We start from the raw sequence: 23597 nt of genomic DNA, 5'->3' as shown, positions 1-23597 counted from the left end.
ACCTCTCCCGCTTGCGGGGGAGGTCGCCGCGCATAGCGCGGCGGGTGGGGGCTCTCTCCACGATGTGACACGCGGAGAGAGCCCCCACCCTAACCCTCCCCCGCAAGCGGGAGAGGGGACGCGGTCGCGATGCTGCCAACGCCGGGGCCCTATCTTGTCACGCAGCTGGCACGCCGAACCATTTGGTCAGCGCCTCGGCGAGGCCCAACTGACTCCGGTCTCCGACCCACGCCACGTAGCCGTCGGGCCGGACCAGCACCGCGCCGGGCGCCGCAACCGTTCCGAGCGCGGGAAGCTCCCACGTGCCGGCGTAATCGGCGTCGACCAGCTGAACCCGGTCAGCCCATCCCGTGATGTCGAAGCCGCCGGGCTCGCCAAAGTTGAGCAGCACCGGCCGCGCGCCGTGCAGCAGCGCGAAGACCCGCAGCGGGCCGCTGGTCGTCACCAGATCGAGATCGGGCATGCGGCGTCCGAGCAGCGGATGGCCATCACCGAGATCGTAGTGCAGGTCCAGGCCAGACATCATCGCGGCGAATTTTCGGCGCGGCTCGTCCATGCGCAGCAATTCGGAGACGATCTCGTGCAGCGCCTTGCTGCGCGCGTCGGTCCGGCTGAGCGCGACATGCGCCATGGTGTTGCGCAGCACGCGGGCCGCCACGGGATGCCGTTCGGCCTGATAGGTGTCGAGCAGGCCGTCCGGCGATGTCAGCTTGACCACCTGGGCGAGCTTCCAGCCCAGGTTCACCGCGTCCTGCACGCCGATATTGAGACCCTGTCCGCCCATCGGCGGATGCACGTGGGCGGCATCGCCGGCCAGCAGCACGCGCTGCTTGCGGTAGGTCACGGCCTGCCGCGTCATGTCGGTGAAGCGTGATATCCAGACCGGGCTGTGGATGCCGAAATCGGTGCCGTACACCGCGACCAGCCGCTCGCTGACGTCACCCAGGGTCGGTTCCCTGTCGGTGCCGAGTTGCCGCTCGGTCAGCACGAGCCGCACCCGTTCACCGTCTTCCACCTTGCCGATGGCATAGATGCCGGCGTCGTCCTGGCGAAAGCCCCATTCCGGTTCGTCTGATATCTCGACCTCGGCGATCAGCCAGCTCCTGGTCGGATCCCATCCGGCGAATTCGATGCCGGCCGTCTTGCGGACGATGCTGCGGCCGCCGTCGCAGCCGACCAGATACCGTGTGCGGAGCACCTCGCCATCCGACAGCGCGACGTCGACGCCATCGTCGTCCTGCGTGAAGCCGGTCACGTCGCGTCCGCGATCAATCGGCACCGCCAGTTGTTCGGCCCATTCGCCGAGCACGCGCTCGATATGGTTCTGCCGCAGCCCCAGCGTGAAATTGCGCCGGGTCGGGAAGTCGCTGATCTCAAGCGGAACCAGATGGGAGTGGAACAGCACCGCCGGATGGCGCGTCCCCAGCGCGACGAAGCTGTCACCGATGCCGCGCTGGTCGAGCACCTCGATGGTGCGCGCGTGCAGACCGCCCGCCCGCGCGCCGATCAGGTCCGGATTCTCGCGCCGCTCGACAATCGCAACATCGACACCGGCCAGCGCCAGCTCGCACGCCAGCATCAGCCCGGTCGGCCCTCCGCCGGCAATCACCACAGCATGTTCCCGCATCCCGCACTCCTCCGTTCGATTGGGCGCGCGTTCTACGGGATGACCCCGGGCTTGCGGCAAGCCCGGGGGGTCTACATATATCTGAGTGGGGAGAGGGCCTTTGCTCTATCGAACCGATCCCGAGACATCATTGCGAAGAGCGGCGCGGCAAATTCAATGTCGTCCCGGCCTAGTGCGCAATTGCGCACGGAGGCCGGGACCCATAGCCGCAGGGTGTTGTATTTGCCTCGCTGTGGCCCCAGCCTGCCATAACCACATACAGCGGTGGTTATGGGTCCCGGCTTTCGCCGGGACGACGTTGGGAGGTGGCGTGGCTCAAAACTCGCCGTGGATGCGGCCGGAGAAGATGTGCACCGGGCCGCGATCGGCGTTGTAGGCGGGGTTGGTGATGAACTGATAGTCCGCGGTCAGCGTCAGGCTCTTGTTCACCTGATAGGCGTAGTAGGTCTCGAAGATCCGCTCCGGACTGTAGTTGAGCGCGCCGTCGCCGATCAAAAGGCCGAGGCCGCCGGCGGCGAGGTAGTCGCGATGCGCTGACGACAGACCGTTGACTGCGCCGCCGATGCCGATCGTGTCGTTCGCCCGGCCCCAATAGCTGCCCTTGATCGACACGCCGCCGGAGACGCTGCGGTCGACGTCGGTGAACGACAGGATCTCGTTCCGGCCGTCGTTCCAGCTCAGGCGGCCGAACAGGCCGACATCGGTTGCGATCTGCTGCTCGCCGTTCAGGTAGAAGCCGTACTTGGTGTTGTCCTTGCGGATACCGGCCATTACGTCGTTGATGTCTAGCCCGGGGTTGGCGTCCTCGATCGCGAGCGCTTGGGCGTAGTTGCCGGTGTTGCCGCGATTGCCGAACACGCCGACGCGCAGCTTGCCGGGCTGATCGAAGACCGAGTAACGGCCCTCGAATTCCACCACTGCACCGCCGGTCTTGAACGTCAGCACGTCGGTGTTCGGTGCATTGGGCACCTGGAACACGCCGGCGCGCACCGCCCAATCCTTGCGGTTGAGCTCGACCACGGCGCCGCGGGTATAGCCGGGCAGGTCGGCCGGGAAGTCGTAGGCGGCCGAGGCCCACATCGCCCAGTTCATGAAGTCCGCGCGCGGGTCCTTGGCGTAGGAATTGCCGTCGAAGAAATCGCCGACCGCAAAGCGTCCGACGACGACCGTGAGGCGGTCGATGTCGCGCTTGCCCGCGATCTGGTTGGGACCGTCGGGGACGTCTTCCTGCTCGCCGCCGAAGCCGAAGGTCTGCTTGAGATAGTAGCGTTGCGGCCGGATCCTCGGATATTCGGCGCCGGCCTTCTGAGCCTCGCCGTTCGGGAAACCGGCGAGGCCGAGCGTGCCGTTGAGGCCGAAGCCCTGCGCGGTCTCCGGATTGAAATAGAACTCGCCGCCTTCCCAGAGCCGCACGCCGAGAAACGCCGTCGTGGTCCAGGTTTGTTGCGCTTGCCCCGCGCCCGGAAGGCTGTTGGTGCCGCCATAGGCCGCGCGGAACGACGGATAGCCCTGACCGATCAGCGTGGTCTGCCCATGCACGCTCCAGTCGCTGGAGTCCGGCAGCACGGACCGCGTCGGCGTCGCCGACCAGGGCGAATCGCCGAGCTGGTAGTTGAGGCCGAATTTCAGCATCTGCAGCCGCGGGTCGATACTGACGCCGGGCATGCCGAAATCGTTGAGACCGAGCGTACGGCGCGACAGGTCGACGTAGTCGTATTCGAGCTTGGCCGTCCAATTGCCGCTGAGCGCAAATTCGGCGCCGGCGCCGACAGTCCAGCCGGTCTGATACTGGCCGGGCTCCGAGATCACGTTGCCGGCGGCATCGTTGACCCTGACCTGGCTGCGTCCCCAGGCGAAGCCACCCGTGATGTACGGCATCCAGCTACCAAAGCTGTGACCGGCGCGGCCGCGCACGGTGCCGACATAGTCGATCGAGCTATTGAATGGGCCGAGCGTGCGCCGCGGCAGATCGACCGGGCCCACGAATGTCGCATCGGCCTCGACGCCGAGCACGAAGCGGTTTGCGAACTGGTGATTGTATCCGACCTGGAAGCCGCCGATCCCTCCCGTGACACTGTGAGGAAAGAAGACGCCCTGCAAGGGAAGCGGATTGGTATCGGGACCGAGGCTGCCGTCGCCATAGCCGACATGGCCGCCGACGTAAAAGCCGGTCCAGCTATAGACCGCCGCGTTCATGGCCGGTGACTTGACGGCCATATCGGCCGCGGCCGCCGGCGTGCCGAATGCCGCCGCGCCGAGCGCTGCGCCGGCGGCGATCCGAACCCGGAAGAGACGGACGCAGGTCATGACGCGGCTTTCCGCGAACGGTTGGCGGTTTCGCCCGGCATTGCAGATTTGGCGGCCACTTGCCACCCGAGATTTGAATTCATCGCCCGCCGTCCCCGGTCCGATCCGTGTCGTCCCATCCAAAGCCAGATCAGCACCTAGCATCCTCCGCGGCTTGTTGCAAGTAATTCGCAATAGCAACTGAGGCGCGCGGGATACCTCTCCGATTTGCACGCCACTATGACAGTCGCGTAACACCCCGAGGCTGTGGGCCTCATCCGCTGTGAACGCCCGCGCGTCTGTGGCAAATCGGTCGAGAACGGACCGTTCAATCGAGGCCACCATTGTCTTCGTCCCTTGTCTTGAAGAATGCCGGCTGCGAGGTGCTGCCCAGCACGACCCTCGCGCCGGCCCGTTCGACGCATCGCGCCATCGACAGCGCCGTCCGCAGGTCGGCGCCTGAAATCACACGCCGCTGATAGAGCGCGGTGGCGCCGCGCAGGATGGCGCTTGCCAGCCTGAACAACACGATCGCGCCCCATCTCCGGCCGCGGCCAAGCGCGGTCACGCCCCCACCGTGGCGAGCTGGACGATGCGCAGCAGCACGAGGCCGGCAGCGACGACGAGATAGCCGCGCAGCACCAGCATCCAGATTCGGCTCAGCGGGCTGAGCCGTGCCGGCGGCAGCCGGTCGAGCGGCGGCATCCGCCAGGTGTCGCGGTCGAACAGCGGCGGCTTGTGCGTGAAGCGGGAGGACGCGCGACCGTGCGACAACATCTCGCACAGCTTGACTGCCGCAGTGACCGCGAGCGCAAGCAGGCTGCCGCCGACCAGGATGCCGATGATCCATTGCTCGCTGAGATCCGGGAACAGCACCGCGGCAGTCAGGATCACCGACAGCATCACGAGGCCCGCCACCACCGCGCCCGTGAACAGGTTCAGCCGGGTCGAGTTGATCCAGGGCCCGAGGATGTGGCGGTCGTTGCACAGCAAGAGCAGGAACACGGTCGCGCTCGGCAGCAGCACGCCGGCCAGCGTCTGCACCGCGTTGGTGAGCAGTCCGAGCGGCGTGCCCGGCGTCAGCACCAGCACGGCGGCGAGCACGATCAGTCCGCAATAGACGCCGTAGAAGCCCTTCGCATCCCACGGCTTGCGGTGCAGCGAGTGCTTGACCGCGAACACGTCACCGATCGCATAGGCCGTTGACAGGGAGACCGCGGCCGCGCCGATGATGCAGGCATCCAGCAGTGCGAGGGCAAACAGCACCGCCGGCAGCCGCCCGGCATATTTCTCCAACCCGACCGCGGTCCCCAGCGCGTCGGTGTAATTGCCGAATTCGGGCTTTCCGGCGAACACCTCGGCGCAGAACGAGATCATCGCGACGGCGCCGATCACGACCAGTACAATGCCGATGCACAGATCCATCCGCTCATAGCGGATAAAGCGCGGCGTGATCCGCTTGTCGACGATGTAGCTCTGCTGGAAGAACAATTGCCACGGCGCCACCGTGGTGCCGACGATGGCAACGATCAAAAGCATCACTTCGCTGAGCTTGGCGTCCTGCGGCATCTTCGGTACGAAGAAATCAGCTGCGATCTGCCCGACCGGCGGATGCACCATCAGGATAATGGGCACCAGCAGCAGGCTGCCTGCGACCAGCACGATGCCGAAGCGTTCGAAACGGCGGAAGTCCCCGGTCGACACCGCGAGCATCACGATCGCCGCAGAGGCCAGCACGCCCCAGAACTGCAAGACGCCGAGAAAATGAAGCGCGAAGGTGATGCCGATGAATTCGGTGACGATGGTCAGCGCGTTCAGCACCAGGAGATCGATGATGCTGAAGGCGCCCCAGAACTTGCCGAAGCGCTCGAAGATCAGCCGCGCATGGCCGACGCCGGTGACGGCGCCGAGCCGCACCACCATTTCCTGGTTGACGTAGAGCACGGGGATCAGCAGCAGCAGCGTCCACAGCAGCGTGGTGCCGTAATTCTGACCAGCCTGGGTATAGGTGCCGAAGGCGCCGGCATCGTTGTCGCCGACCATCACGATCAGGCCCGGGCCGACGATCGCCAGCAGGGTCTTCAACCGGGCCAGCAAGGTCGCGCGTGGCGCGATGTCGTCGCGCGCGATACTGCCGAGCGCGCCATGGATGTCACCGAGATGCGCGCGGTCCAGCACCGCGGTGCGGACGGAGCTGGCGGTGGCCTCACGATCGGAGGCGTGCATGTTCAAGTCATTGACGACGGTCATGACTCATTCCTTCTCATTTGCGTGGTTTGGTAGTTTTGGAAGTTGGAAAGCGGACGATGTTGCTGGCTTCAGGCGCCGAGATGTGGGCTGCCGCAGGCCGGTACCGCGGTGGATCGCGGCCGGTGTCCAGCATCAGCGCGATGCCAAGCGCGGCGACATGGCGCACGAGGCCGGCGCTCTCGTTGATGAGACCGGCGACGCTCCGCATCACCGGGACGAGCGGGTCGTTGGCCGGTGCGGGACGCCTGACGGCATCGGCGGAGGTCGGCCGACAGGCTTGCCCGAAGATGTCACTTGTCTTGCTCATGGTCGTCTCCCCGCTGCCTGTTGGGCACGGCAGGAGGGACGCGGAGCAGCTCTATGCGCGCGCGCAGCCTCCGCTGCCGTGAGCAGCGGCAATTCCAAAAGTGATGTCGTTCCCCGGAGGGAGTCCCGTTGCCGCGCCGCGATGGCGCGCAACGGGACAACTAGGTCCTTCGTCCATGTCGGTCCTTCAGGCGCTTGCGGTCATCTTTGCTGCGCAACGCGCAGGTGTTGCGCGCGGGCCGGAATACCGGTCCGCGCGCCGCGCTCGATCGAAATCATTCGTTGATGATTCGAGGGTGGTTTCGACGCTCCACCGGCACTCCAGGCGGCCGTCGATCAGGATCCAATGACAGGCCGGGGTTGGACGCCGGCGATCCGCCGGGCGGCGAAAACCCGGCAGGTTGTCATTGGAATAGGTGGCCGGAATCGTCCACGGCGCGACGCGCTGGGGTTGAAACGGCCGGAATTTTGCGAGCTTTTCGAACATCGCTCACCTCCACTTCCGCTGTCGCGCGGCAGGCCGGTGAGGAGCAGACGGTTACGCGAGGCGTGACCACCCATCCACGCAGGCGAAATCTGCGCGATCAGTCTTGCTGTGTTGCGGCGTCAATAGTCCCGTCAGCGGTCTACTGTCGCCTGAGTTGCTACTGCCCATGTGCCTTCTGTGTTGGCTCGTGGTCGGGTTGGTGTCCGGGGTCAGACCCCGGTGCGGAACGCATGTTCCGACAATTGGGCACTACGCCTGCCACAATGGCCTGTCAAGCCGATTCTGCTATCCTCCGGGGAGGATCGCGATTATCCTCCAGGGAGGATAGGAGAACCGAATGTCAGACGACCATCCGCACGCTGCGATCGCCCGGCGCCTGAAGCGCGCCAACGGCCATCTCGAGACCATCGTCGAGATGATCGAGCAGGGCCGGCCCTGTGCGCAGATCGCCCAGCAATTGCAGGCGGTGGAGAGCGCGATCGAGAGCGCCAAGAAGGCGCTGATCCACGATCACATCGGCCACAGCCTGGAGGAGACGCTGAAGGCATCGGGCCCGAAGGGCCGCAACGTGCTGCGCGACTTCCGGCTGATCGCAAAATATCTGTGATCGCCGCGTTCAAGAATTGACCCGCCCGGGGGATCACCGGACGGGGTCGTGTGCGACACGGGGTGGATGAGGACCCGTGCCGAACGCAGGATCCGCAGCCTTTAAAAAAATCCCGTCGATCAGTAGCAGGAGCGCACGCGGCCGATGTAGTTGCCGTAGGCGTCGAACTGGCGCACCCAGGCGCAGCGCCGATAGCCGCCGTCGTAATAGCCGTCACTGGCCGCGATCGCGCTGCCGACGATGGCGGCGCCGACGAGGCCCGCGCCAACGCCCCAGCCATACGGCTTGGCGTTGGCCTGCGACGTCGTGGACGCGATGGTGCCAGTCATGGCGAGCACGGTGAGGGCGAGGGCGGCAAACTTGGTCTTGATCGACATGGGATACTCCATCCTGTTTGAGCGCGGCGCCGGTGTGGTCCGCATGCCCGTTGGACGGAGGCTTTTCGGTTCCGGTTCGAAGGCCGTGCCGGAAATATGGTTTCGCGGATTGTTTCGTCGGCCTCTCGCCGGACGAAGGAATTCCAGGTCAGCTGGCGCGAAATACGCCCGGATCAAACCTGTCGACGTCGGCCAGCAGTTCGCAGAACGCGCGCGCACCGTGCTCGAGCAGCTTCTCGCCCTTCTCGGCCGAGGCCTTGGTCGCATCGCCGATCGCGCCGCTCGGATTGAGGTCCTGCGCCTGCCAGGCGAACGGCGCCGGCCGCTGGGTCGACAGGAAGCGGTGGTCCTTCTCGATCTGCACGCTCGCGGGCTCGAAGTCCGCGATCGCACCCTTGCGCACATGTTGCGGATATTTCGCCAGCATGATCGAGGTCTCGACCGCACCGCCATGGATGCCGTGGCGCAATTCGTCGGCATCGAACAGCCCGTCCGGCGTGCCGAAGCGCGACCAGCTCGTGGTTACCACCAGCATGTGATGTTGCGCGCGCAGGTCCTGCGCCACGAGCTGCATCGCGGCGGAATTGCCGCCATGGCTCGTCACCATCACGAGCTTCTTGATCCCGGCGCGCGCCACGCTCTCGCCGAGCGCCATCCAGCTGTTCAGCGCGACCTTGGTCGGCAGGGTCAGCGTGCCCGGAAAATCGATGTGCTCGGTGGAGATGCCGACCGGCTGCAAGGGCAGGAACGTGGCCGGGATGGCTGCCGGCAGCAGCTCCTGAACCCGCGCCAGATACGCCTCGCCAATCATGACGTCGGTTCCAACAGGCAGATGCGGCCCGTGCTGCTCGGTCGCGGCCAGCGGCAGCACCGCGATCCAGCGCGCGGCCGCACCCTCGGCGAGGTCGGGCCAGTGGATGGCGGTCCAGTCACGGGGCGGAAGCTGAGAAGTCATCAAGCCAGTCGTTTCAATACAAGCGTTTCATGGGATGGATTTGCAGGCTAGTTTGTTTAACATCAGCGAGGCGTTCGCGTCTCCGGGCGCGGTGCACGTCTTCCCGCCTTCCATCATGGGCCATAATGATCGACGGAGTCCAACCATGATCCCGGCCTTTTTGCCGCGAGCGTTAACCACGGCCCTTCTGGCCGCCACCCTCGGCGTTTCCGCAGGCCTCCTCCCGGCGCGGGCGCAGACTCTGGACAAGGTCTCGTTCGGCACCAATTGGGTCGCCGAGGGCGAGCATGGCGGGTTCTTCCAGGCGCTCGCCGACGGTACCTACAAGAAGTACGGCCTCGACGTGTCAATCGTGCCCGGCGGTCCCAACGAGAACAACCGCATGCTCCTGATCGCGGGCAAGCTCGACTTCTTCATGAGCGCGAACTCGCTGCAGACCTTCGACGCCGTCACCAACAACGTGCCGTTGGTCGCCGTCGCGGCGATGTTCCAGAAGGACCCGCAGGTCTTCCTGACCCATCCCGAGGTCAAGGTCAGCAAGATCGAGGATCTGAAGCCGCTGACGCTTTTGATCTCGAAGGAAGGCATCACCAGCTACTTCCAGTGGCTGAAATCCGAATACGGATTCGACGAGAACAAGGTGAAGCCCTACACCTTCAACCCGCAGCCCTTCATCGTGAACAAGCAGACCGCGATGCAGGGCTATGTCACCTCGGAGCCCTTTGCAGTGGAGAAAGCCGCCGGCTTCAAGCCGAACGTGCTGCTGCTCGCCGATTACGGCTTCAACTCCTATTCGACCTTGATCGAGACCCGCCGCGACCTGGTCGACAAGAAGCCGGATCTGGTGCAGCGCTTCGTCGATGCCTCCGTCGTCGGCTGGTACACTTACGTCTACGGCGACAACTCGGCCGGCAATGCAACGATCAAGAAGCTCAATCCCGAGATGAACGACGAGCTGCTGGCCTATTGTGTCGCCAAGATGCGCGAGCACGGCATCGTCGATTCCGGTGATTCCATCAAGAACGGCATCGGCGCCATGACTGACGAGCGGATGGCGAGCTTCTTCGACAAGATGGTGCGCGCCGGCGTGGTCAAGAGCACCATCGACTATCGCCAGGGCTACACGCTGCGCTTCGTCAACAGGGCGGTCGGCGTCGAGCTCAGGCCGAAGAACTGACGGGTGCGGACGCGCGATGGCGGAGCCTGCGTTTTCTGGGCCTGATGCGGGATGGGCGGTGCGCCTGCGCGGCGTCACGAAGACTTACGACAGCGGGGTAATGGCGCTCGGGTCGATTGACCTCGACGTGAGACGCGGCGAGTTCGTCTCGCTGCTCGGCCCCTCCGGCTGCGGCAAATCCACCGCGCTGCGCCTCATTGCGGGCCTCGCCGCCCCAAGCGCCGGTACGGTCGAGCTCGCCCATCACGGCGCCGAGCCGCGCGGCAGCCACAGAGTAGGCTTCGTGTTTCAGGAGCCGACGCTGATGCCGTGGGCGACCGTGCGCGACAATGTCAGCCTGCCGCTGAAGCTCGCCCGCGCGCCGGCGATTGACGCCGAAGCGCGCGTCGAAGCCGCGCTCGATCAGGTCGGGCTTGCGGAGTTCGCGACCGCCTATCCGCGCGAATTGTCCGGCGGCATGAAGATGCGGGTGTCGCTGGCGCGCGCGCTGGTCACCGATCCCGATATTCTGCTGATGGACGAGCCGTTCGCGGCACTCGACGAGATCACGCGCTTTCGCCTCAACAACGACCTGCTGTCGCTGTGGCGGAACCTGCACAAGACCGTCATTTTCGTGACGCACTCGGTGTTCGAGTCGGTCTATCTCTCGCAGCGCGTGATCGTGATGACGGCGCGTCCGGGCCGGATCGGCGCCGAGTTTCGCATCACCTCGCCCGAGCCGCGCGGCGAGGAGTTCCGCACCTCGGCCGAATATGCCGCGTTCTGCCGCGAGGTCTCGGCCGCGCTGGCGCCGTCTTATGCAGGGCAGGCGGGCGCATGAAGTCTCCGCAGGACCTCGTCCGCTTTCTGCTGCCGCTTGCGGTGTTTGCCGCGGGCCTCGTGCTCTGGGAGGCGATCGTCCGCGCCTATGGCATCCAGCCCTATGTGCTGCCGAGCCCGCTCCTGGTGCTGAAGACGCTGGTTGCGGACTGGCCGGTGCTGGCACAATCGCTCGGCGTCACGCTCCTGACCACGCTCGAAGGCTTCGTCGCCGCCGCGATCGGCGGCGTCGTGCTGGCGCTGCTGTTCAACCAGTCGAAATGGCTGGAGTATTCGCTGTTCCCTTACGCGGTGGTGCTGCAGGTCACGCCCGTGATCGCGATCGCGCCGCTGCTCCTGATCTATCTGCAGCAGCAGACCGCGGTGATCGTCTGCGCCTGGATCGTGGCGTTCTTTCCGGTGCTGTCGAACACGACGCTCGGCCTCAACTCGGTCGATCGTAACCTTGCCGGATTGTTTCAACTTTATGGCGCATCACGGCTGCAGACGCTGCTGTTCCTGAAGCTGCCCGCGGCGCTGCCCTATATCCTCGGCGGCCTGCGCATCGCCGGCGGCCTGTCGCTGATCGGCGCCGTGGTGGCGGAGATCGCGGCGGGCAGCGCCGGCGCCGGCTCGGGCCTTGCCTTCCGGATCGCTGAATCAGGCTACCGGCTGAATATTCCCCGCATGTTTGCAGCACTTCTGCTGCTATCGCTGGCCGGGATTGTCATCTATGGGGTGCTGGCGTTAGTTTCGCACCTTCTGTTGCGGCGTTGGCATGAAAGCGCGTTAGGAAAGGACAATTGATGGCCCCGATTTCTTCCGAAAAGATCGATCTGTTGGTTTATGGACCGATCCGGCCAATCCTCGAAAACGGCTTTTCCGATCAATACGTGCTGCACCGGGCCGAGAGCCGCGGCGACCTTAAGCGCCTGACGCCCGACACGATGGCCAAGATCCGCGGCATCGCCGTCACCTATCACACGATGGCGACCGACAAGACCGCGATGGCGATGTTTCCGAAGCTCGAGATCGTCGGCAGCTTCGGCGTCGGCTACGACCACGTCGATTCCGCCTATGCGCGGGATCACAATATCGTGGTCACCAATACGCCCGACGTGCTGACTGAGGAGGTCGCCGACGTCGCGATGGGCCTGTTGATCGCGACGCTGCGCGAATTCGTCAAGGCCGACCGCTATGTGCGCTCCGGCCTGTGGCAGACCCAGAATTATCCGCTCAGCGTCGGCTCGTTGCGCGATCGCAAGATCGGCATCGTCGGCATGGGCCGGATCGGCCAGGCGATCGGGCGGCGGCTCGAGGCCTCGCGCGTGCCGGTGTCCTATCATTCGCGCAATCCGTCCAAGGACGTCGCCTACAAGCACTATCCCGATCTGATCGAGATGGCGAAGGCGGTCGACACCCTGATCGTCATCGTGCCGGGCGGCGCCTCGACGGCGAAGATGATCAACGCCGACGTGCTGAAGGCGCTCGGCCCGCGCGGCGTGCTGATCAATGTCGCGCGCGGCTCCGTGGTCGACGAGCCGGCGCTGGTCGCGGCGCTGAAATCCGGCACCATCCTCGCCGCCGGCCTCGACGTGTTCGCGGCCGAGCCGAACGTGCCGGACGAATTGAAGGCGATGCAGAACGTCGTGCTGCTGCCGCATATCGGTTCGGCCTCGGAGGTGACGCGCAACGCGATGGACCAGCTCGTGGTCGACAACATCAAGAACTGGTTCGCCGGCAAGCCGCCGCTGACGCCGGTTGCCGAAACGCCGGTGAAGGGGCGCTGATGTCCCTGTCCCGCTTCAATGTCGTGCTGCTTGTGCTGCTGGCCGCCTGCGGCCCGGCCGCCGCGCAGGACGCCTCGACGTTGAAGAAGGACATGATCGGGCAGTGGGAGCTCGCCACCACCGAGCGCAGCAAGACCTGCGTCGTGACGCTGAAGAGCGATGCGACGCCGCAAGGTTTCAAGCTCGAGCTCGAGCCGGCCTGCGCCGCCGCGTTGCCTTTCACCAAGGACATCACCGGCTGGAGCATCAAGGGCCTCGGCGACATCGTGCGGCTGCAGAATGCGGCCGGCGACGCCGTGATCGATTTCACCGAGGTCGAGACCGGCATCTTCGAGGGAATGCGCACCAACGAGGGCGTCTACATCCTGCAGAACCTCGCCGCTGCCCGCGCGCTCGCCAAGTCGATGGACCAGATGATCGGCGACTGGTCGATGGTCCGCGGCAACGGCCAGGCGATCTGCGCCCTGGTGCTGACCAACACCGACGCCGGCAACGACAATTTCCAGCTGTTCCTGAAAGGCAAATGCGATCCCGCGGTCGTAGCCTTCAATCCGACGCTGTGGCGGCTCGACCACGGCCAGATGATCCTGATGTCGCCCAAGGGCGAGACTTGGCAGTTTGAGGCCGATGACAACGCCCAGTGGCGCCGCGTCCCCGACAGCGCCGACCCGCTGATCATGCTGCGGGAGCAGTAGGGGCACCTATTTCGCCTCTCCCGCTTGCGAACCTGGTTTTCCCGTCATCCTGAAGAGCGCGTCGGCGCTTCTGAGTGCGGCGGTCGCAAGCGGGGAAGGGGCGCACCACCGAGCGTCGGCGGTTTGCCCTGCTCCGTCGTCCACCCCTAAAAATAATTCCCGAGCCCATGTCGATCCGGCTGGCCCCGAATCGTCGTCCCCTGTAGCGAGCCGGTCTTGCGGCGATCGTCGCCGCGTCTCGCCTCACAGGAGCTTTCCGATGCGTTTCATGTATATCGTCACCTCCCCGCAGCCCCCCGGGCCGCCGACCCCGGCCCTGATGGAGGCAATCGGCAAGCTCGCCGAGCGAGAGATCAAGGCGGGCCGCATGATCGACACCGGCGGGCTCTTGCCGGTCGCGATGGGCGCCCAGGTGCGCATCACCGACGGCAAGCTCAACGTCATCGACGGTCCGTTCGTCGAGACCAAGGAGATGATCGGCGGCTACGCGATCTTCGAGCTCCGCAACAAGGAGGAGGCGGTCGCGGCCGCGGTGGAGTTCATGCAGCTACACAGGGAACATATGCCGGGCTGGGAGGGGACCTGCGAGGTTCGTCCCTTCGCTACGCCTGGTGCCGACGGCGGTTGCCAGGTCGACGTCTCCGCCCGCGCCTGATGCGCGAAGTGCCGACATCATGTCGGCGGCGATGACGGCCGCCGACATCGAGGCCACGATCCTCGCGGTGTGGCGCATCGAGCAGCCGCGGCTGATCACCAGCCTGTCGCGGATGCTGCGCGACGTGCCGCTCGCCGAGGATCTGACCCAGGAAGCGCTGATCGCGGCGCTCGAGCACTGGCCGCTCAGTGGCGTGCCGGAGAAGCCGGGTGCCTGGCTGATGGCGACCGCCAAGCGGCGTGCGCTCGATCATATCAGGCGCAACCGCATGCTGACCGAGAAGCACGGCATGCTTGCGCATGATCTGGTGCGGGAGCAGGAGACCATGCCCGATTTCGATTCCGCGCTCGACGACGATATCGGCGACGAATTGCTGCGGCTGATCTTCACCGGCTGCCACCCGCTTTTGTCGCGCGAGGCCCGCGCCGCATTGGCGCTTCGAATGATCTGCGGTCTCACCACCGAGGAGATCGCGCGCGCCTTCCTGCAGGCGGAGGCGACCATCGCCCAGCGCATCGTGCGCGCCAAGCGCACGCTGTCGGAGTCAGGTCTGGCCTACGAGACGCCGCGCGGCGAGGAGCTGTCGGAGCGGCTCGCCTCCGTGCTCGAAGTCGCCTACCTGATCTTCAACGAGGGCTATACCGCGGCAAGCGGCGACGAATGGCTGCGGCCGCAGCTCTGCAACGAGGCGCTGCGCATCGGCCGCGTGCTGAGCTCGATCGCGCCGCACGAGCCGGAGGCGCACGGGCTGCTGGCGCTGATGGAATTCAACGCCTCGCGGATGGCGGCGCGCACCGACGCGGCCGGCGAGCCGATCCTGTTGATGGAGCAGAACCGCGCGCTGTGGGATCGCCTGCAGATCCGTCGCGGGCAACTGGCGCTGGCGCGTGCCCGCGAGCTCGGCGGCGCCGGCGGCTTCTACGCGCTGCAGGCTGCGATCGCCGCCTGCCACGCCGAGGCCGACACGCCTGACGCGACCGACTGGCGCCGCATCGCCGCGCTCTACGGCGACCTCGCCGCGCTGCTGGATTCGCCGGTGATCGAGCTCAACCGCGCGGTCGCGATCGGCATGGCCGAAGGACCGCTTGCGGCGCTTGCGATCGTCGATGGTCTCGCGGACGAGCCGGCGCTGAAGGCCTACCATCTGCTGCCGAGCGTGCGCGGCGATCTGCTGCACCGGCTGAGCCGCTTCGCGGAGGCGCACACCGCGTTCGAGGCCGCCGCCGCATTGGCCGGCAACGCGCGCGAGCGCGAATTGCTGCGGCGGCGCGCCGCGGTCGCGGCACGCGCCGCGCAGGATCACGGCCAGCGCTGACCACGGGAAGTCAGGAGGAGCTATCTCGCGTCATGGGCAAGGGCAGCCTTGCCGCGCAGCCCCCACAACAGCAGGATCGATGCTGCGATGATCGCAAGACCGATCGAGACGAATCCTGTGGTCACCAGCGCCTCCTGCCACGGCGCGGCGCCACGCCCGGCCGCGGTCACCGGCGACAGTGCGCCGGTTCCGAGAACGGCGGCGAGTGTCGTCACGGCCCAGTTGCCGTAGGTCCCGCACAGCAGCGCCCAATAGGCTACGGCGCTCGCGCGGGGCGGCAGCCTGACCTCGCTCCAGATCGCGCCGACCGCGAGCAGGAATGTGCCGTTCATCACGCCTTCGAGATGGGCCGCGAGCGCCATCCGCACATTGACGAAATGCTGCTCGAGAAGGCCGGTCAACAGCCCGATCAGGAACAAAACCATGCCGTGAAAAAGCAGACGCCGCCGATCATCCATTCCTGTCCCCTCAAATTACTGGTGTGAATAACGGCCGACCATAGCAGAATGCGCGAAGGCGCCCGCGCGCGAATAGCGCCTGCCGCGCCGGCTGCCGGCCGAAGCATGGGGCGCGCGCCCGGACTGGACCTGAGCCGGCACGGGACGGGGCCACCATCCGCGAAGGCCCGGCGGTTGTTGCCGGCGGCAACCTATGACACCATCCCGATTCCGGTTTGTTTTTGGTTTTTGGAAGCCTATGCCGCGTCGCAAATATGCCTGGGAGAAGCTCACGGATGCGCAGTTGCTCGGGCAGCGCCTCAGCAGTCTGAGGGTTGCGGTCGAAGGCACCTGGCTCGCGGATTGTGTCAGCACGCTCTACGAAGAGCTCGAAGAGCGTGGCATCCGGCTGCGGCCGCACGCATGGATCTCGAGCGAATGGTTCAGCCCGGCCGATGTGCCCGGCATCGCCATTCCGTTCTATCTCGCCCATCCGCGCCTGATGAAGCTCGAGAAGAAGATGATGCTCGACGTCGAGGGCGCCTCGTGGTCCGAGTGCATGGCCATTCTCCGCCACGAGGCGGGGCACGCCATACAGCACGGCTACCAGCTGCAACGCCGCCGGCGCTGGCAGCAGCTGTTCGGCCCGTCGTCGCAACACTATCCGCGCTACTACCGGCCCAATCCGGCCAGCCGCAACTATGTCCAGCATCTCAGGCTCTGGTACGCGCAGAGCCATCCGGACGAGGATTTCGCCGAGACCTTCGCGGTGTGGCTGCGGCCGCGCTCGAACTGGCGGACGCGGTATGCCGGATGGCCGGCGCTGAAGAAGCTCGAATATGTCGACGAGCTGATGGGCGAGATCGCCGGCAACCGGCCGTTGCTCACGACGCGGGAGCGGGTCGATCCGCTGCATACGCTGAAGCAGACGCTGGGCGAACACTACAAGAAGAAGCAGGCATTCTACGCCTTCACGCCGCCGAAGACCTACGACCGCGATCTGTCCAAGCTGTTCTCCGCCGATCCGCGGCATCGGCGGCAGCCGCCGGCCGCGGTCTTCATCAGGCGGCACCGCGCCCAGATCAGGCAACTGGTCGCACGGTGGACAGGCGAGAACCAGTTGACGCTCGATGCCGTGCTCGACGACATGATCTTGCGCTGTCGCGAGCTCAATCTGCGTGCCGTCGGCCCCGAGCAGAAGCTGGTGACCAATTTCACCATCCTGCTGACAGCCAAGACCATGCACGCGCTGTTCGGCCCGTCGCGCCGCAAATGGATCGCGCTATGAAACACTTTCGCATTCTGGTGCTGATGCACCCGGACTGTGTGCCGCCGGACTCCAGCGACGGATACTCGGCGCGGGAAATCAACGAGTGGAAAACCGAATACGACGTGGTGAGTACCCTGCGCGCCGCAGGCCATGAGGTGCGTCCGCTCGGCGTGCAGGAAGAAATCAAGCCGGTGCGCGACGAGATCGACGGCTTCAAGCCGCACGTGGTGTTCACGCTGCTGGAGGAGTTTCACTACGACGTCGTGTATGACCAGCACATCGCGAGCTATCTCGAGCTGATGAAGATCCCCTATACCGGGTGCAACCCGCGCGGCCTGATCCTGGCGCGCGGCAAGGATCTGTCCAAGACGCTGGTGCATCACCGCCGCATCCCGGTGCCGGCCTTCGCCGTGTTCCCGATGCGCCGCAAGGTCAAGCGGCCGCCGCGGCTCGCGCTGCCGCTGATCGTCAAGAGTCTGAGCAGCGATGGATCGCTCGGCATCTCGCAGGCGTCGATCGTCGATACCGACGAGAAGCTCGCGGAGCGCGTCGCCTTCATCCATGAGCGGATCGGAACGGCCGCGATCGCCGAGCAGTTCATCGAGGGACGTGAGCTCTATGTCGGCGTGATCGGCAACAACAGGCTGCGGGTCCTGCCGGTTTGGGAATTGAAGTTCGGCAGCATGGGCGGCCCGGCTGCGCGCCAGATCGCCACCGAGAAGGTCAAGCACGATACCAGCTATCAGGAGCGCATCGGAATCGCGGACGGGCCGGCCGAGGATCTGACGCCGGAACTATCCGCCCATATTCAACGGCTGGCGAAACGCATCTACCGGACCTTAGGGCTCGATGGCTACGCGCGCATCGATTTCCGCCTGTCCACCAACGGCGTTCCGTATTTCATTGAGGCCAACCCCAATCCCGAAATCGCGAAGAGCCAGGAGTTCGCGACCGCCGCCGGGCATGACGGACTGGACTACCCGATTCTGTTGAATCGCATTGTGGCGCTCGGGATCAGCCGGGCCAAGGCCGGCGTATCGCTAGGCTGAAACGAGGCGGTTAGAGGCTGCGCTGCATCAGGTGGCGTCGCGCGTCCCTGGGGATGAACATCGCAAACGTTTCCCTAACGCGCGCCGCCGGGGTCGCGGTGGCAGTGGCTGTAGGAGCGGGTGCCGCCTCCGGACGAAACGCATCCGATTCCGGCCAGCGCCGTGCAATCACGTCGTTCACCGGAGCCGCCCTGAGCAAGCCGTCGCTGCGGCAGGCATCGTAGACGTACAAAACGGCAAGAAAAATCGATACGACAACAAGGATCGTCTTGAAAATCGGCATTGTGATTGCGCCTTCTTGATTGAGGCGAACAATGCCCGGCGACGGTGAACCGCGCGTTTAGCGCGCCGGCCGATCGGCCGATACGGTTCCCAACTCATGAACGGAACCTTGCGTAAACGGCTCGCTTACCAATGCCTTCAAGGTTGCGGCAACCAGCTTTCCTCACCGGCGGGAAAGAAGTCTCTGGCATCAAGAGACCAACAAGAAGACTGAGGAGGCACCATGTTCGTCGCCATTCGAGTCATGATCCTGATCGCCAGTGCTTACGCCGGCTCGGCGGTTGCAGAGATGCAGTTCACGCCGCTGCCGAGCCTTGCGGCGTCGTCCGCGCCGTAGCACCGGCAACAGACGCAGTGCCCCGGCGCTTTACGCCGGATTGGGTGTTGCCGCGGCAACCCCGATTGCGCGGGCGGCGTTTTCCGTCATCCGGGTCGCTGTCAGCCGCAGGAAATACAGCGACAGTCCCGGATTGCGTTCGCACAGCTTCCGCAGTGCGCCGTCGCTGATCCACAGCAAATCCACATCGGTTGCTGCCAGCGCCGTCTGCGTGCGGCGCCGCTCGAGGGAAAACAATCCGATCTCCCCGAACAATTCGCCTGCCGAGACCCCGCGATCGATCTCGGGAAACCTGACATTGCCCGATACGACCATGTAGAGCAGGTCGGCATCGTCGCCTTTCCTGAAGATCGTTTCTCCCGCCCTGACGTGCTTCGCGTGCATGAACGGTTGCAGCCAGTTCGGAGAAAGATCCGTCGCGGCAGCGCGCCTGGCCTTGCGAAGCAGCCGAACCATCTGGAATAGCAACACCACGTTCAGCGGCAGCAGAATGATGTGCAGGATGAGCACCGGGTAGATCCGGTCGCCTAATCCATAGCTGATGAATGCCAGATTGCTGAATATCGCGACGGTGCGCAGGCTCAACATCGTGCTCATGCAGAACGTCAGCAACACAAGAGCCGACGCCAGGTAACCCAAGCCATCGATCAGCGTCATGACAGCGCCCACTGGAAAATGAATGGCAAGCAAAGCGATCTGAAAACGACCGGCAACATACACCAGGGTGCTCATTTTCCTGAGCGGAAATCCACCCGGCCCGCGCTTGCGCGGTGCACGCGCCGTGACGCGGCCTCAGCTCGACGAGCGCGAACGCGAGGCCACGCGAATGGCGCGGCCCTTCGCCGAGTTTGCCTTGGCCGCGACGATGGCCGGGCGCGCCTTGCCGAGCCGGGCTGCACCGGGCGAGCCCTTTCCGATCAGAAGCACGAGCCGTCTGCGCGTGCGGCTGGCGGCGGACCTTGCCGCCTGCTGGGCGGCCTCGGCCTTGCGCGTGAGCGTGGTCACGGCGGATGCTAGCAATGCCGAGACGAAAGCGACATCCTTCGACTTCGACAGGCCGCCGGTTCCCTCGCAAGGTGCTTCGCTCGGCAGGTCGATGCGAATGGCGAGCGTGTCGACATTCTCGATCCAATCCTCCGCCTTGGTTCCGGTGATGATGCGGAGATAGTCTCGGGTCTCGCGCGGCAGCTCGCTTTGCGTGGCGAGCCACTTCTGGACCCGGCCGTTGCCGGCGTTGTAGGCGGCCGCCGCTAGGCCGAGATTGCCGAAGTCGTCACGCAACTTGCGGAGAAGTCTTGCGGAGGCGGGCAACGCCTTGAGCGGATCGAAGGGATCGTCGAGCCCGACTTCCGCGGCGGTCTCCGGCATGAACTGCGCAACGCCCTGCGCGCCAGCGTGGCTGACCTCGTTCGAACGAAAGCGGCTCTCCTGCCAGATCAGGGGCGCAAAAGAACGCGACGGGGATTTCACTCGCCTGGGCCGCGTCCTTCAAGGAGTGGCGGAACGTATCGATCGCGGACGCCTGCGGCTCGGCCGGAGCGTCGCGCGGCTCGATCGCAGGCGCCGGCGCCTCACCCTCGACCGTCGCACCGGGCGCTTCACTGGCGTCGGCGCTTTCGATGAAGCGGGCGGCGAAAGGAACGGCGTCCGTTGTGGTGTCGTGCGAGAGCGCAGGGGCCTGGGTTGTCGAGGCGTTGATGGAGCTTGGCGAACGATCGACGTCGAGCATCAAGACAAGAAACGCGGCAAGCGCCGCGATGAAGAATCGCATTTGCTTCGAGAGACCTGAACTGTGATGTGAGCTGCGCGCAAATGCGGTTCTGATAACGACTTTCTAACGGGTCGATTGCGGCGAAGCAGCGATATCGGCTGTTCCACCGCAGAACTCCGCCGCTGTTTGCATTGGAACTTCGACGCTTTCCGTAACTTTACGGAATGTAGCCACGTTGGGATACGCGATGTTCCGATATTTTTTAGTTGCGCGTTTTGCTGTTGTCCTTTTGCTTGTCTCCGCCCCGACGATGGCGGCGGGTCTCGATGCCGCCGCGATCAACGATGCGGCGGCGCCAACGGGAAAATTGCCGGGCCGTCACCGGGCCAGCGCCTCCATTGCCAAGCTCGAGATTCTGCTCGATCGCGCGCATTTCTCTCCCGGCGAGATCGACGGCCAGCTCGGCGAGAATGCGCAGAAAGCGCTCACGGCGTTTGCCGGCGCGAATGGATTGTCGTTCGACAAGGCTGTGACGCCGGATATCTGGAGCAAACTCGCCGCCGCCAGCGAAGGGCCCGCGGTCGTCAACTACACCATCGTCGATGCCGACGTGAAAGGCCCCTTCCTGAAGCAGGTCCCTGCGAAGATGGAGAGCATGAAGGACCTGCCCGCGCTGAACTACACCAGCTCGCGCGAAGCGCTGGCCGAGAAGTTCCACATGAGCGAGGCGTTGCTTCAGGCACTCAATCCCGGCCAGAAGTTCGACAAGGCCGGTGACAGCATCGCGGTTGCCAACGTCCTCGACACTGGCGCTTCGGCGCCGGTTGCCCGCGTCGAAGTCGACAAGGCGCGACAGACGCTCAGCACATTCGACGCCGCAGGAAAGCTCACGGCCTTCTATCCCGCAACGGTCGGCAGCACGGAGAAACCGACGCCGAGCGGCACGTTGAAGGTGACGGCGATCAACAAGAACCCCACCTATCGCTACAATCCCAAGTACAAGTTCAAGGGCGTCAAATCGAAGAAGCCGTTCACGATCAAGCCCGGCCCGAACAATCCGGTCGGCTCGATCTGGATCAACCTTTCGGCAGAAGGTTACGGCATCCATGGCACACCCAATCCCGGCAAGGTCTCCAAGGCCGCGTCCCATGGCTGTGTTCGGCTGACGAATTGGGATGCGCAGCACGTCGCGGCCGATGTCGCGAAGGGGACGCCGGTTACGTTCGTGGACGGGACGCGATAATGCGATAGGAGGGACCGAGCTGCGCCGGCCATCGCAAAGCGCTTCCGCCACGGCGGCACCGAGATTGACAGGTAAGCCTGGGATCGCGGATGGTGCGGTGACAGCCGCATCCTGACGGGGCGCCGATGCATTTCAGACATTTGGCCATGTCGACGCTACGGGGGTTGTCGGTTGCCGCGATGATCTGGTCAGGCGCAGCCCGCGCAGAGCGAGCCGCCGATCCGGTGTGGCCGACCCGGCAGTGGCAGACGACGCCGCCGGAAGAGCAGGGGATGGATTCCGCCGCGCTGGCGCGGCTCGTCAACTTTGGCGCGGCTCACAGTTTCGATAGCCTCCTGATTGCGCGTCATGGCCGGATCGTGCTCGACGCTTACTATGCGCCGTATACGCCGGAGATTCCGCATCTCTTAAATTCCGTCACCAAGGCGGTGACCGGCACGCTGGTCGCGATGCTGCTCAAGGACAAGGTGCTCGACAGCCTCGACCATCACATGGTGGACTTCTTTGGCGACCGCAGCATCGCCAATCTCGATGACCGCAAGCGGGCGATCACGATCCAGACCATGCTCGACCTGACTTCGGGGATGGCCTGGACGGAGGGCGTCGAGGGCGGCAAGCCCGACTCGCTGATCGAATGGGGGCGCAGCCCCGATGCGATCCAGTTCATCCTGGACCGTCCGATGGCGAAGGCGCCGGGCGAGGCGTTCTACTACAACACCGGCAATCCGCAGCTGCTGGCCGCGATCATCAACAAGCTCACCGGCGTGAGCGCGCGGGACTATGCGGTGACGAAACTGTTTCGCCCGCTGGGGATTGCCGCGCCCTACTGGCACAGCATCGGGCCGGGGCTGACGCAAGGCGGCGGCGGGCTTCTGCTCGCGCCGCGCGACGCCGCCAAGATCGGGCTGCTCTATCTGCATGACGGCGAATGGGAGGGGCAGCGGCTGCTGCCGTCCGGCTGGGTCGATCGCATCAGGCACGCGACGACAGAGATGCACGCTTCGTTCGATCCGTCCCTGCACTACGCCAATTTCTTCTGGGTGATGCCGAAGCAGCAGGCCTTCATGGCGGTTGGCGACCGCTGCCAGCTGATCATGATCTTTCCCGCGCTCGACATCGTCACGGTCGTGACCGCGCACGACTACTGCTCATTCGGCAGGATTGCCGACGACATTTCCGGCGCCGTCAAGTCCGACACGGCGCTGCCGGTGAACTCCGCCGGCGGCAATCAGCTTGCCGCGGCGCTGCGCGATAGCGCGACGGAAAAGCCGTCGGCGGTCGGTGCGGTGCCCGAGACCGCGGCGGCCATCTCGGGCAAGACCTGGCGCTTCCCGGCCAACGGCCTCAATCTGCGGGCGCTGACGCTGTATCTGACCGATCCGTCCGCGCACTACGAGCTGGAAACGGCGACGCCGGATGCGGCGAGGCCGGTAGTCAAATTGGCGGGACCGATCGGGCTCGACGGCACCTATCGTCTCGGCCAGCCAACGCCGCTCGGCGTGATGGCGCTGAAGGGGACGTGGCAGACCGCTGAGACGTTTGCGATCGACCTGCGTTTGGTCGGCGGCGATACCGATCGCAGATGGCTGCTCACGTTCGACGGCGGCAAGACCAGGCTCAGCGGCAAGGATCGCTTCGGCCACGATGTGCAAGTCGATGCGGAAGCGCAGGGCGCGCAATAACGATTCGCTATTTTGAGGCAACGCGTACGGTGCAATGACGGTGATGTGGGCACGCACCCGGCTTTCCCTACGCCCTCTGTTCAAGAGAGAGGGCGAAACAAAATGCAAAAACCCGGACAAGGATGTCGCGAGAACGCGGAAGCGTGATCCACAAGCAGCGCCATAAATTCAGTGTCGTCCCGGCCTGGTGCGCAATTGCGCACGGGGGCCGGGACCCATAACCACCGAAGGAGATTCTTGCGCGCGGCTGGGGCCACAGCT

The 23597-nt window shown here is 65.1% G+C and carries 25 protein-coding genes; 13 read left to right on the top strand and 12 right to left on the bottom strand.

The annotated features are described in order from the left end of the window. Positions 1-157: 157 nt before the first annotated feature. From ACVIGB_RS28970 to ACVIGB_RS28945, 6 genes are all read right to left on the bottom strand, one after another. Entirely contained in the window at positions 158-1627 is a 1470-nt protein-coding gene (locus ACVIGB_RS28970; protein ID WP_456720082.1) for an FAD-dependent monooxygenase, read from the bottom strand. Positions 1628-1942: 315 nt separating this feature from the next. Next, positions 1943-3934 (bottom strand): carbohydrate porin, encoded by a 1992-nt coding sequence (locus tag ACVIGB_RS28965; RefSeq protein WP_456720083.1) that lies wholly within the window; start codon positions 3932-3934, stop codon positions 1943-1945. Positions 3935-4241: 307 nt separating this feature from the next. After that, a complete protein-coding gene (locus tag ACVIGB_RS28960; protein ID WP_456720084.1) occupies positions 4242-4481 on the bottom strand; it encodes a hypothetical protein in 240 nt (79 codons plus the stop codon). Then, positions 4478-6139, bottom strand: a complete 1662-nt coding sequence (locus tag ACVIGB_RS28955) for an NRAMP family divalent metal transporter (protein ID WP_456725053.1) — start codon at positions 6137-6139, stop codon at positions 4478-4480. The genes ACVIGB_RS28960 and ACVIGB_RS28955 overlap by 4 nt, the downstream gene beginning before the upstream one ends. Before the next feature lie 37 nt (positions 6140-6176). After that, entirely contained in the window at positions 6177-6470 is a 294-nt protein-coding gene (locus tag ACVIGB_RS28950; protein WP_456720085.1) for a hypothetical protein, read from the bottom strand. A 186-nt stretch (positions 6471-6656) separates the two neighbouring features. Further along, on the bottom strand, positions 6657-6956 hold the full coding sequence (locus ACVIGB_RS28945) for a hypothetical protein (protein WP_456720086.1): 300 nt from the start codon (positions 6954-6956) through the stop codon (positions 6657-6659). A gap of 337 nt (positions 6957-7293) precedes the next feature. Here ACVIGB_RS28945 and ACVIGB_RS28940 point away from each other — a divergent pair, with 337 nt between their 5' ends. Further along, positions 7294-7563, top strand: a complete 270-nt coding sequence (locus ACVIGB_RS28940; protein ID WP_050403822.1) for a metal-sensing transcriptional repressor — start codon at positions 7294-7296, stop codon at positions 7561-7563. A gap of 119 nt (positions 7564-7682) precedes the next feature. Here the strand turns inward: ACVIGB_RS28940 and ACVIGB_RS28935 are convergent, their stop codons facing one another. Then, on the bottom strand, positions 7683-7940 hold the full coding sequence (locus ACVIGB_RS28935) for a hypothetical protein (protein WP_456720087.1): 258 nt from the start codon (positions 7938-7940) through the stop codon (positions 7683-7685). A gap of 148 nt (positions 7941-8088) precedes the next feature. Then, positions 8089-8895, bottom strand: a complete 807-nt coding sequence (locus ACVIGB_RS28930) for a creatininase family protein (protein WP_456720088.1) — start codon at positions 8893-8895, stop codon at positions 8089-8091. A gap of 145 nt (positions 8896-9040) precedes the next feature. On the opposite strand from ACVIGB_RS28930, the gene ACVIGB_RS28925 reads away from it, so the two are divergent. The 7 genes from ACVIGB_RS28925 (at position 9041) to ACVIGB_RS28895 (ending at position 15325) form a co-directional block, all read left to right on the top strand. After that, positions 9041-10072, top strand: coding sequence for an ABC transporter substrate-binding protein (locus ACVIGB_RS28925; RefSeq protein ID WP_456720089.1), 1032 nt, complete (start codon positions 9041-9043; stop codon positions 10070-10072). 16 nt (positions 10073-10088) lie between these two features. Beyond that, complete coding sequence (locus ACVIGB_RS28920; RefSeq protein WP_456720090.1) at positions 10089-10892, top strand: ABC transporter ATP-binding protein; 804 nt, start codon at positions 10089-10091, stop codon at positions 10890-10892. Further along, positions 10889-11677: an ABC transporter permease gene (locus tag ACVIGB_RS28915; RefSeq protein WP_456720091.1), complete on the top strand. Its 789-nt coding sequence runs from the start codon at positions 10889-10891 to the stop codon at positions 11675-11677. The genes ACVIGB_RS28920 and ACVIGB_RS28915 overlap by 4 nt, the downstream gene beginning before the upstream one ends. After that, positions 11677-12660, top strand: coding sequence for a 2-hydroxyacid dehydrogenase (locus tag ACVIGB_RS28910; RefSeq protein WP_456720092.1), 984 nt, complete (start codon positions 11677-11679; stop codon positions 12658-12660). The genes ACVIGB_RS28915 and ACVIGB_RS28910 overlap by 1 nt, the downstream gene beginning before the upstream one ends. Next, the gene (locus ACVIGB_RS28905; protein ID WP_456720093.1) at positions 12660-13355 is read left to right on the top strand and encodes an AprI/Inh family metalloprotease inhibitor; all 696 of its coding nucleotides are present in this window, start codon (positions 12660-12662) and stop codon (positions 13353-13355) included. The genes ACVIGB_RS28910 and ACVIGB_RS28905 overlap by 1 nt, the downstream gene beginning before the upstream one ends. A gap of 259 nt (positions 13356-13614) precedes the next feature. Next, the gene (locus ACVIGB_RS28900) at positions 13615-14010 is read left to right on the top strand and encodes a YciI family protein (protein WP_456720094.1); all 396 of its coding nucleotides are present in this window, start codon (positions 13615-13617) and stop codon (positions 14008-14010) included. A gap of 31 nt (positions 14011-14041) precedes the next feature. Next, a complete protein-coding gene (locus ACVIGB_RS28895; RefSeq protein ID WP_456725054.1) occupies positions 14042-15325 on the top strand; it encodes an RNA polymerase sigma factor in 1284 nt (427 codons plus the stop codon). A 20-nt stretch (positions 15326-15345) separates the two neighbouring features. On the opposite strand, the gene ACVIGB_RS28890 is transcribed toward ACVIGB_RS28895, so the two are convergent. Then, on the bottom strand, positions 15346-15783 hold the full coding sequence (locus ACVIGB_RS28890) for a hydrogenase (protein WP_092119750.1): 438 nt from the start codon (positions 15781-15783) through the stop codon (positions 15346-15348). A gap of 238 nt (positions 15784-16021) precedes the next feature. Between ACVIGB_RS28890 and ACVIGB_RS28885 the strand changes: the two genes are divergently transcribed. Further along, positions 16022-17050, top strand: coding sequence for a putative zinc-binding metallopeptidase (locus ACVIGB_RS28885; RefSeq protein WP_456720095.1), 1029 nt, complete (start codon positions 16022-16024; stop codon positions 17048-17050). After that, positions 17047-18081, top strand: a complete 1035-nt coding sequence (locus ACVIGB_RS28880; protein WP_456720096.1) for a D-alanine--D-alanine ligase family protein — start codon at positions 17047-17049, stop codon at positions 18079-18081. The genes ACVIGB_RS28885 and ACVIGB_RS28880 overlap by 4 nt, the downstream gene beginning before the upstream one ends. A gap of 10 nt (positions 18082-18091) precedes the next feature. On the opposite strand, the gene ACVIGB_RS28875 is transcribed toward ACVIGB_RS28880, so the two are convergent. The 3 genes from ACVIGB_RS28875 to ACVIGB_RS28865 all read right to left on the bottom strand — a co-directional run bounded on the left by ACVIGB_RS28875 (position 18092) and on the right by ACVIGB_RS28865 (position 20170). Beyond that, entirely contained in the window at positions 18092-18364 is a 273-nt protein-coding gene (locus ACVIGB_RS28875) for a hypothetical protein (RefSeq protein WP_456720097.1), read from the bottom strand. A gap of 366 nt (positions 18365-18730) precedes the next feature. Beyond that, complete coding sequence (locus ACVIGB_RS28870; RefSeq protein WP_244549691.1) at positions 18731-19432, bottom strand: Crp/Fnr family transcriptional regulator; 702 nt, start codon at positions 19430-19432, stop codon at positions 18731-18733. Positions 19433-19492: 60 nt separating this feature from the next. Then, complete coding sequence (locus ACVIGB_RS28865) at positions 19493-20170, bottom strand: lytic transglycosylase domain-containing protein (protein ID WP_456720098.1); 678 nt, start codon at positions 20168-20170, stop codon at positions 19493-19495. Between ACVIGB_RS28865 and ACVIGB_RS28860 the strand changes: the two genes are divergently transcribed. From ACVIGB_RS28860 to ACVIGB_RS28850, 3 genes are all read left to right on the top strand, one after another. After that, positions 20067-20489: a hypothetical protein gene (locus ACVIGB_RS28860; protein WP_456749419.1), complete on the top strand. Its 423-nt coding sequence runs from the start codon at positions 20067-20069 to the stop codon at positions 20487-20489. The genes ACVIGB_RS28865 and ACVIGB_RS28860 overlap by 104 nt on opposite strands. Before the next feature lie 169 nt (positions 20490-20658). Next, entirely contained in the window at positions 20659-21654 is a 996-nt protein-coding gene (locus tag ACVIGB_RS28855; protein WP_456720099.1) for a L,D-transpeptidase family protein, read from the top strand. A gap of 146 nt (positions 21655-21800) precedes the next feature. Further along, the gene (locus ACVIGB_RS28850) at positions 21801-23336 is read left to right on the top strand and encodes a serine hydrolase domain-containing protein (protein ID WP_456720100.1); all 1536 of its coding nucleotides are present in this window, start codon (positions 21801-21803) and stop codon (positions 23334-23336) included. Positions 23337-23597 lie beyond the last annotated feature (261 nt).

The organism is Bradyrhizobium sp. USDA 4341, assembly GCF_054063755.1.
The sequence above is the reverse complement of the archived record's forward strand: the minus strand, read 5'-3'. Positions and strand labels throughout refer to the sequence as shown.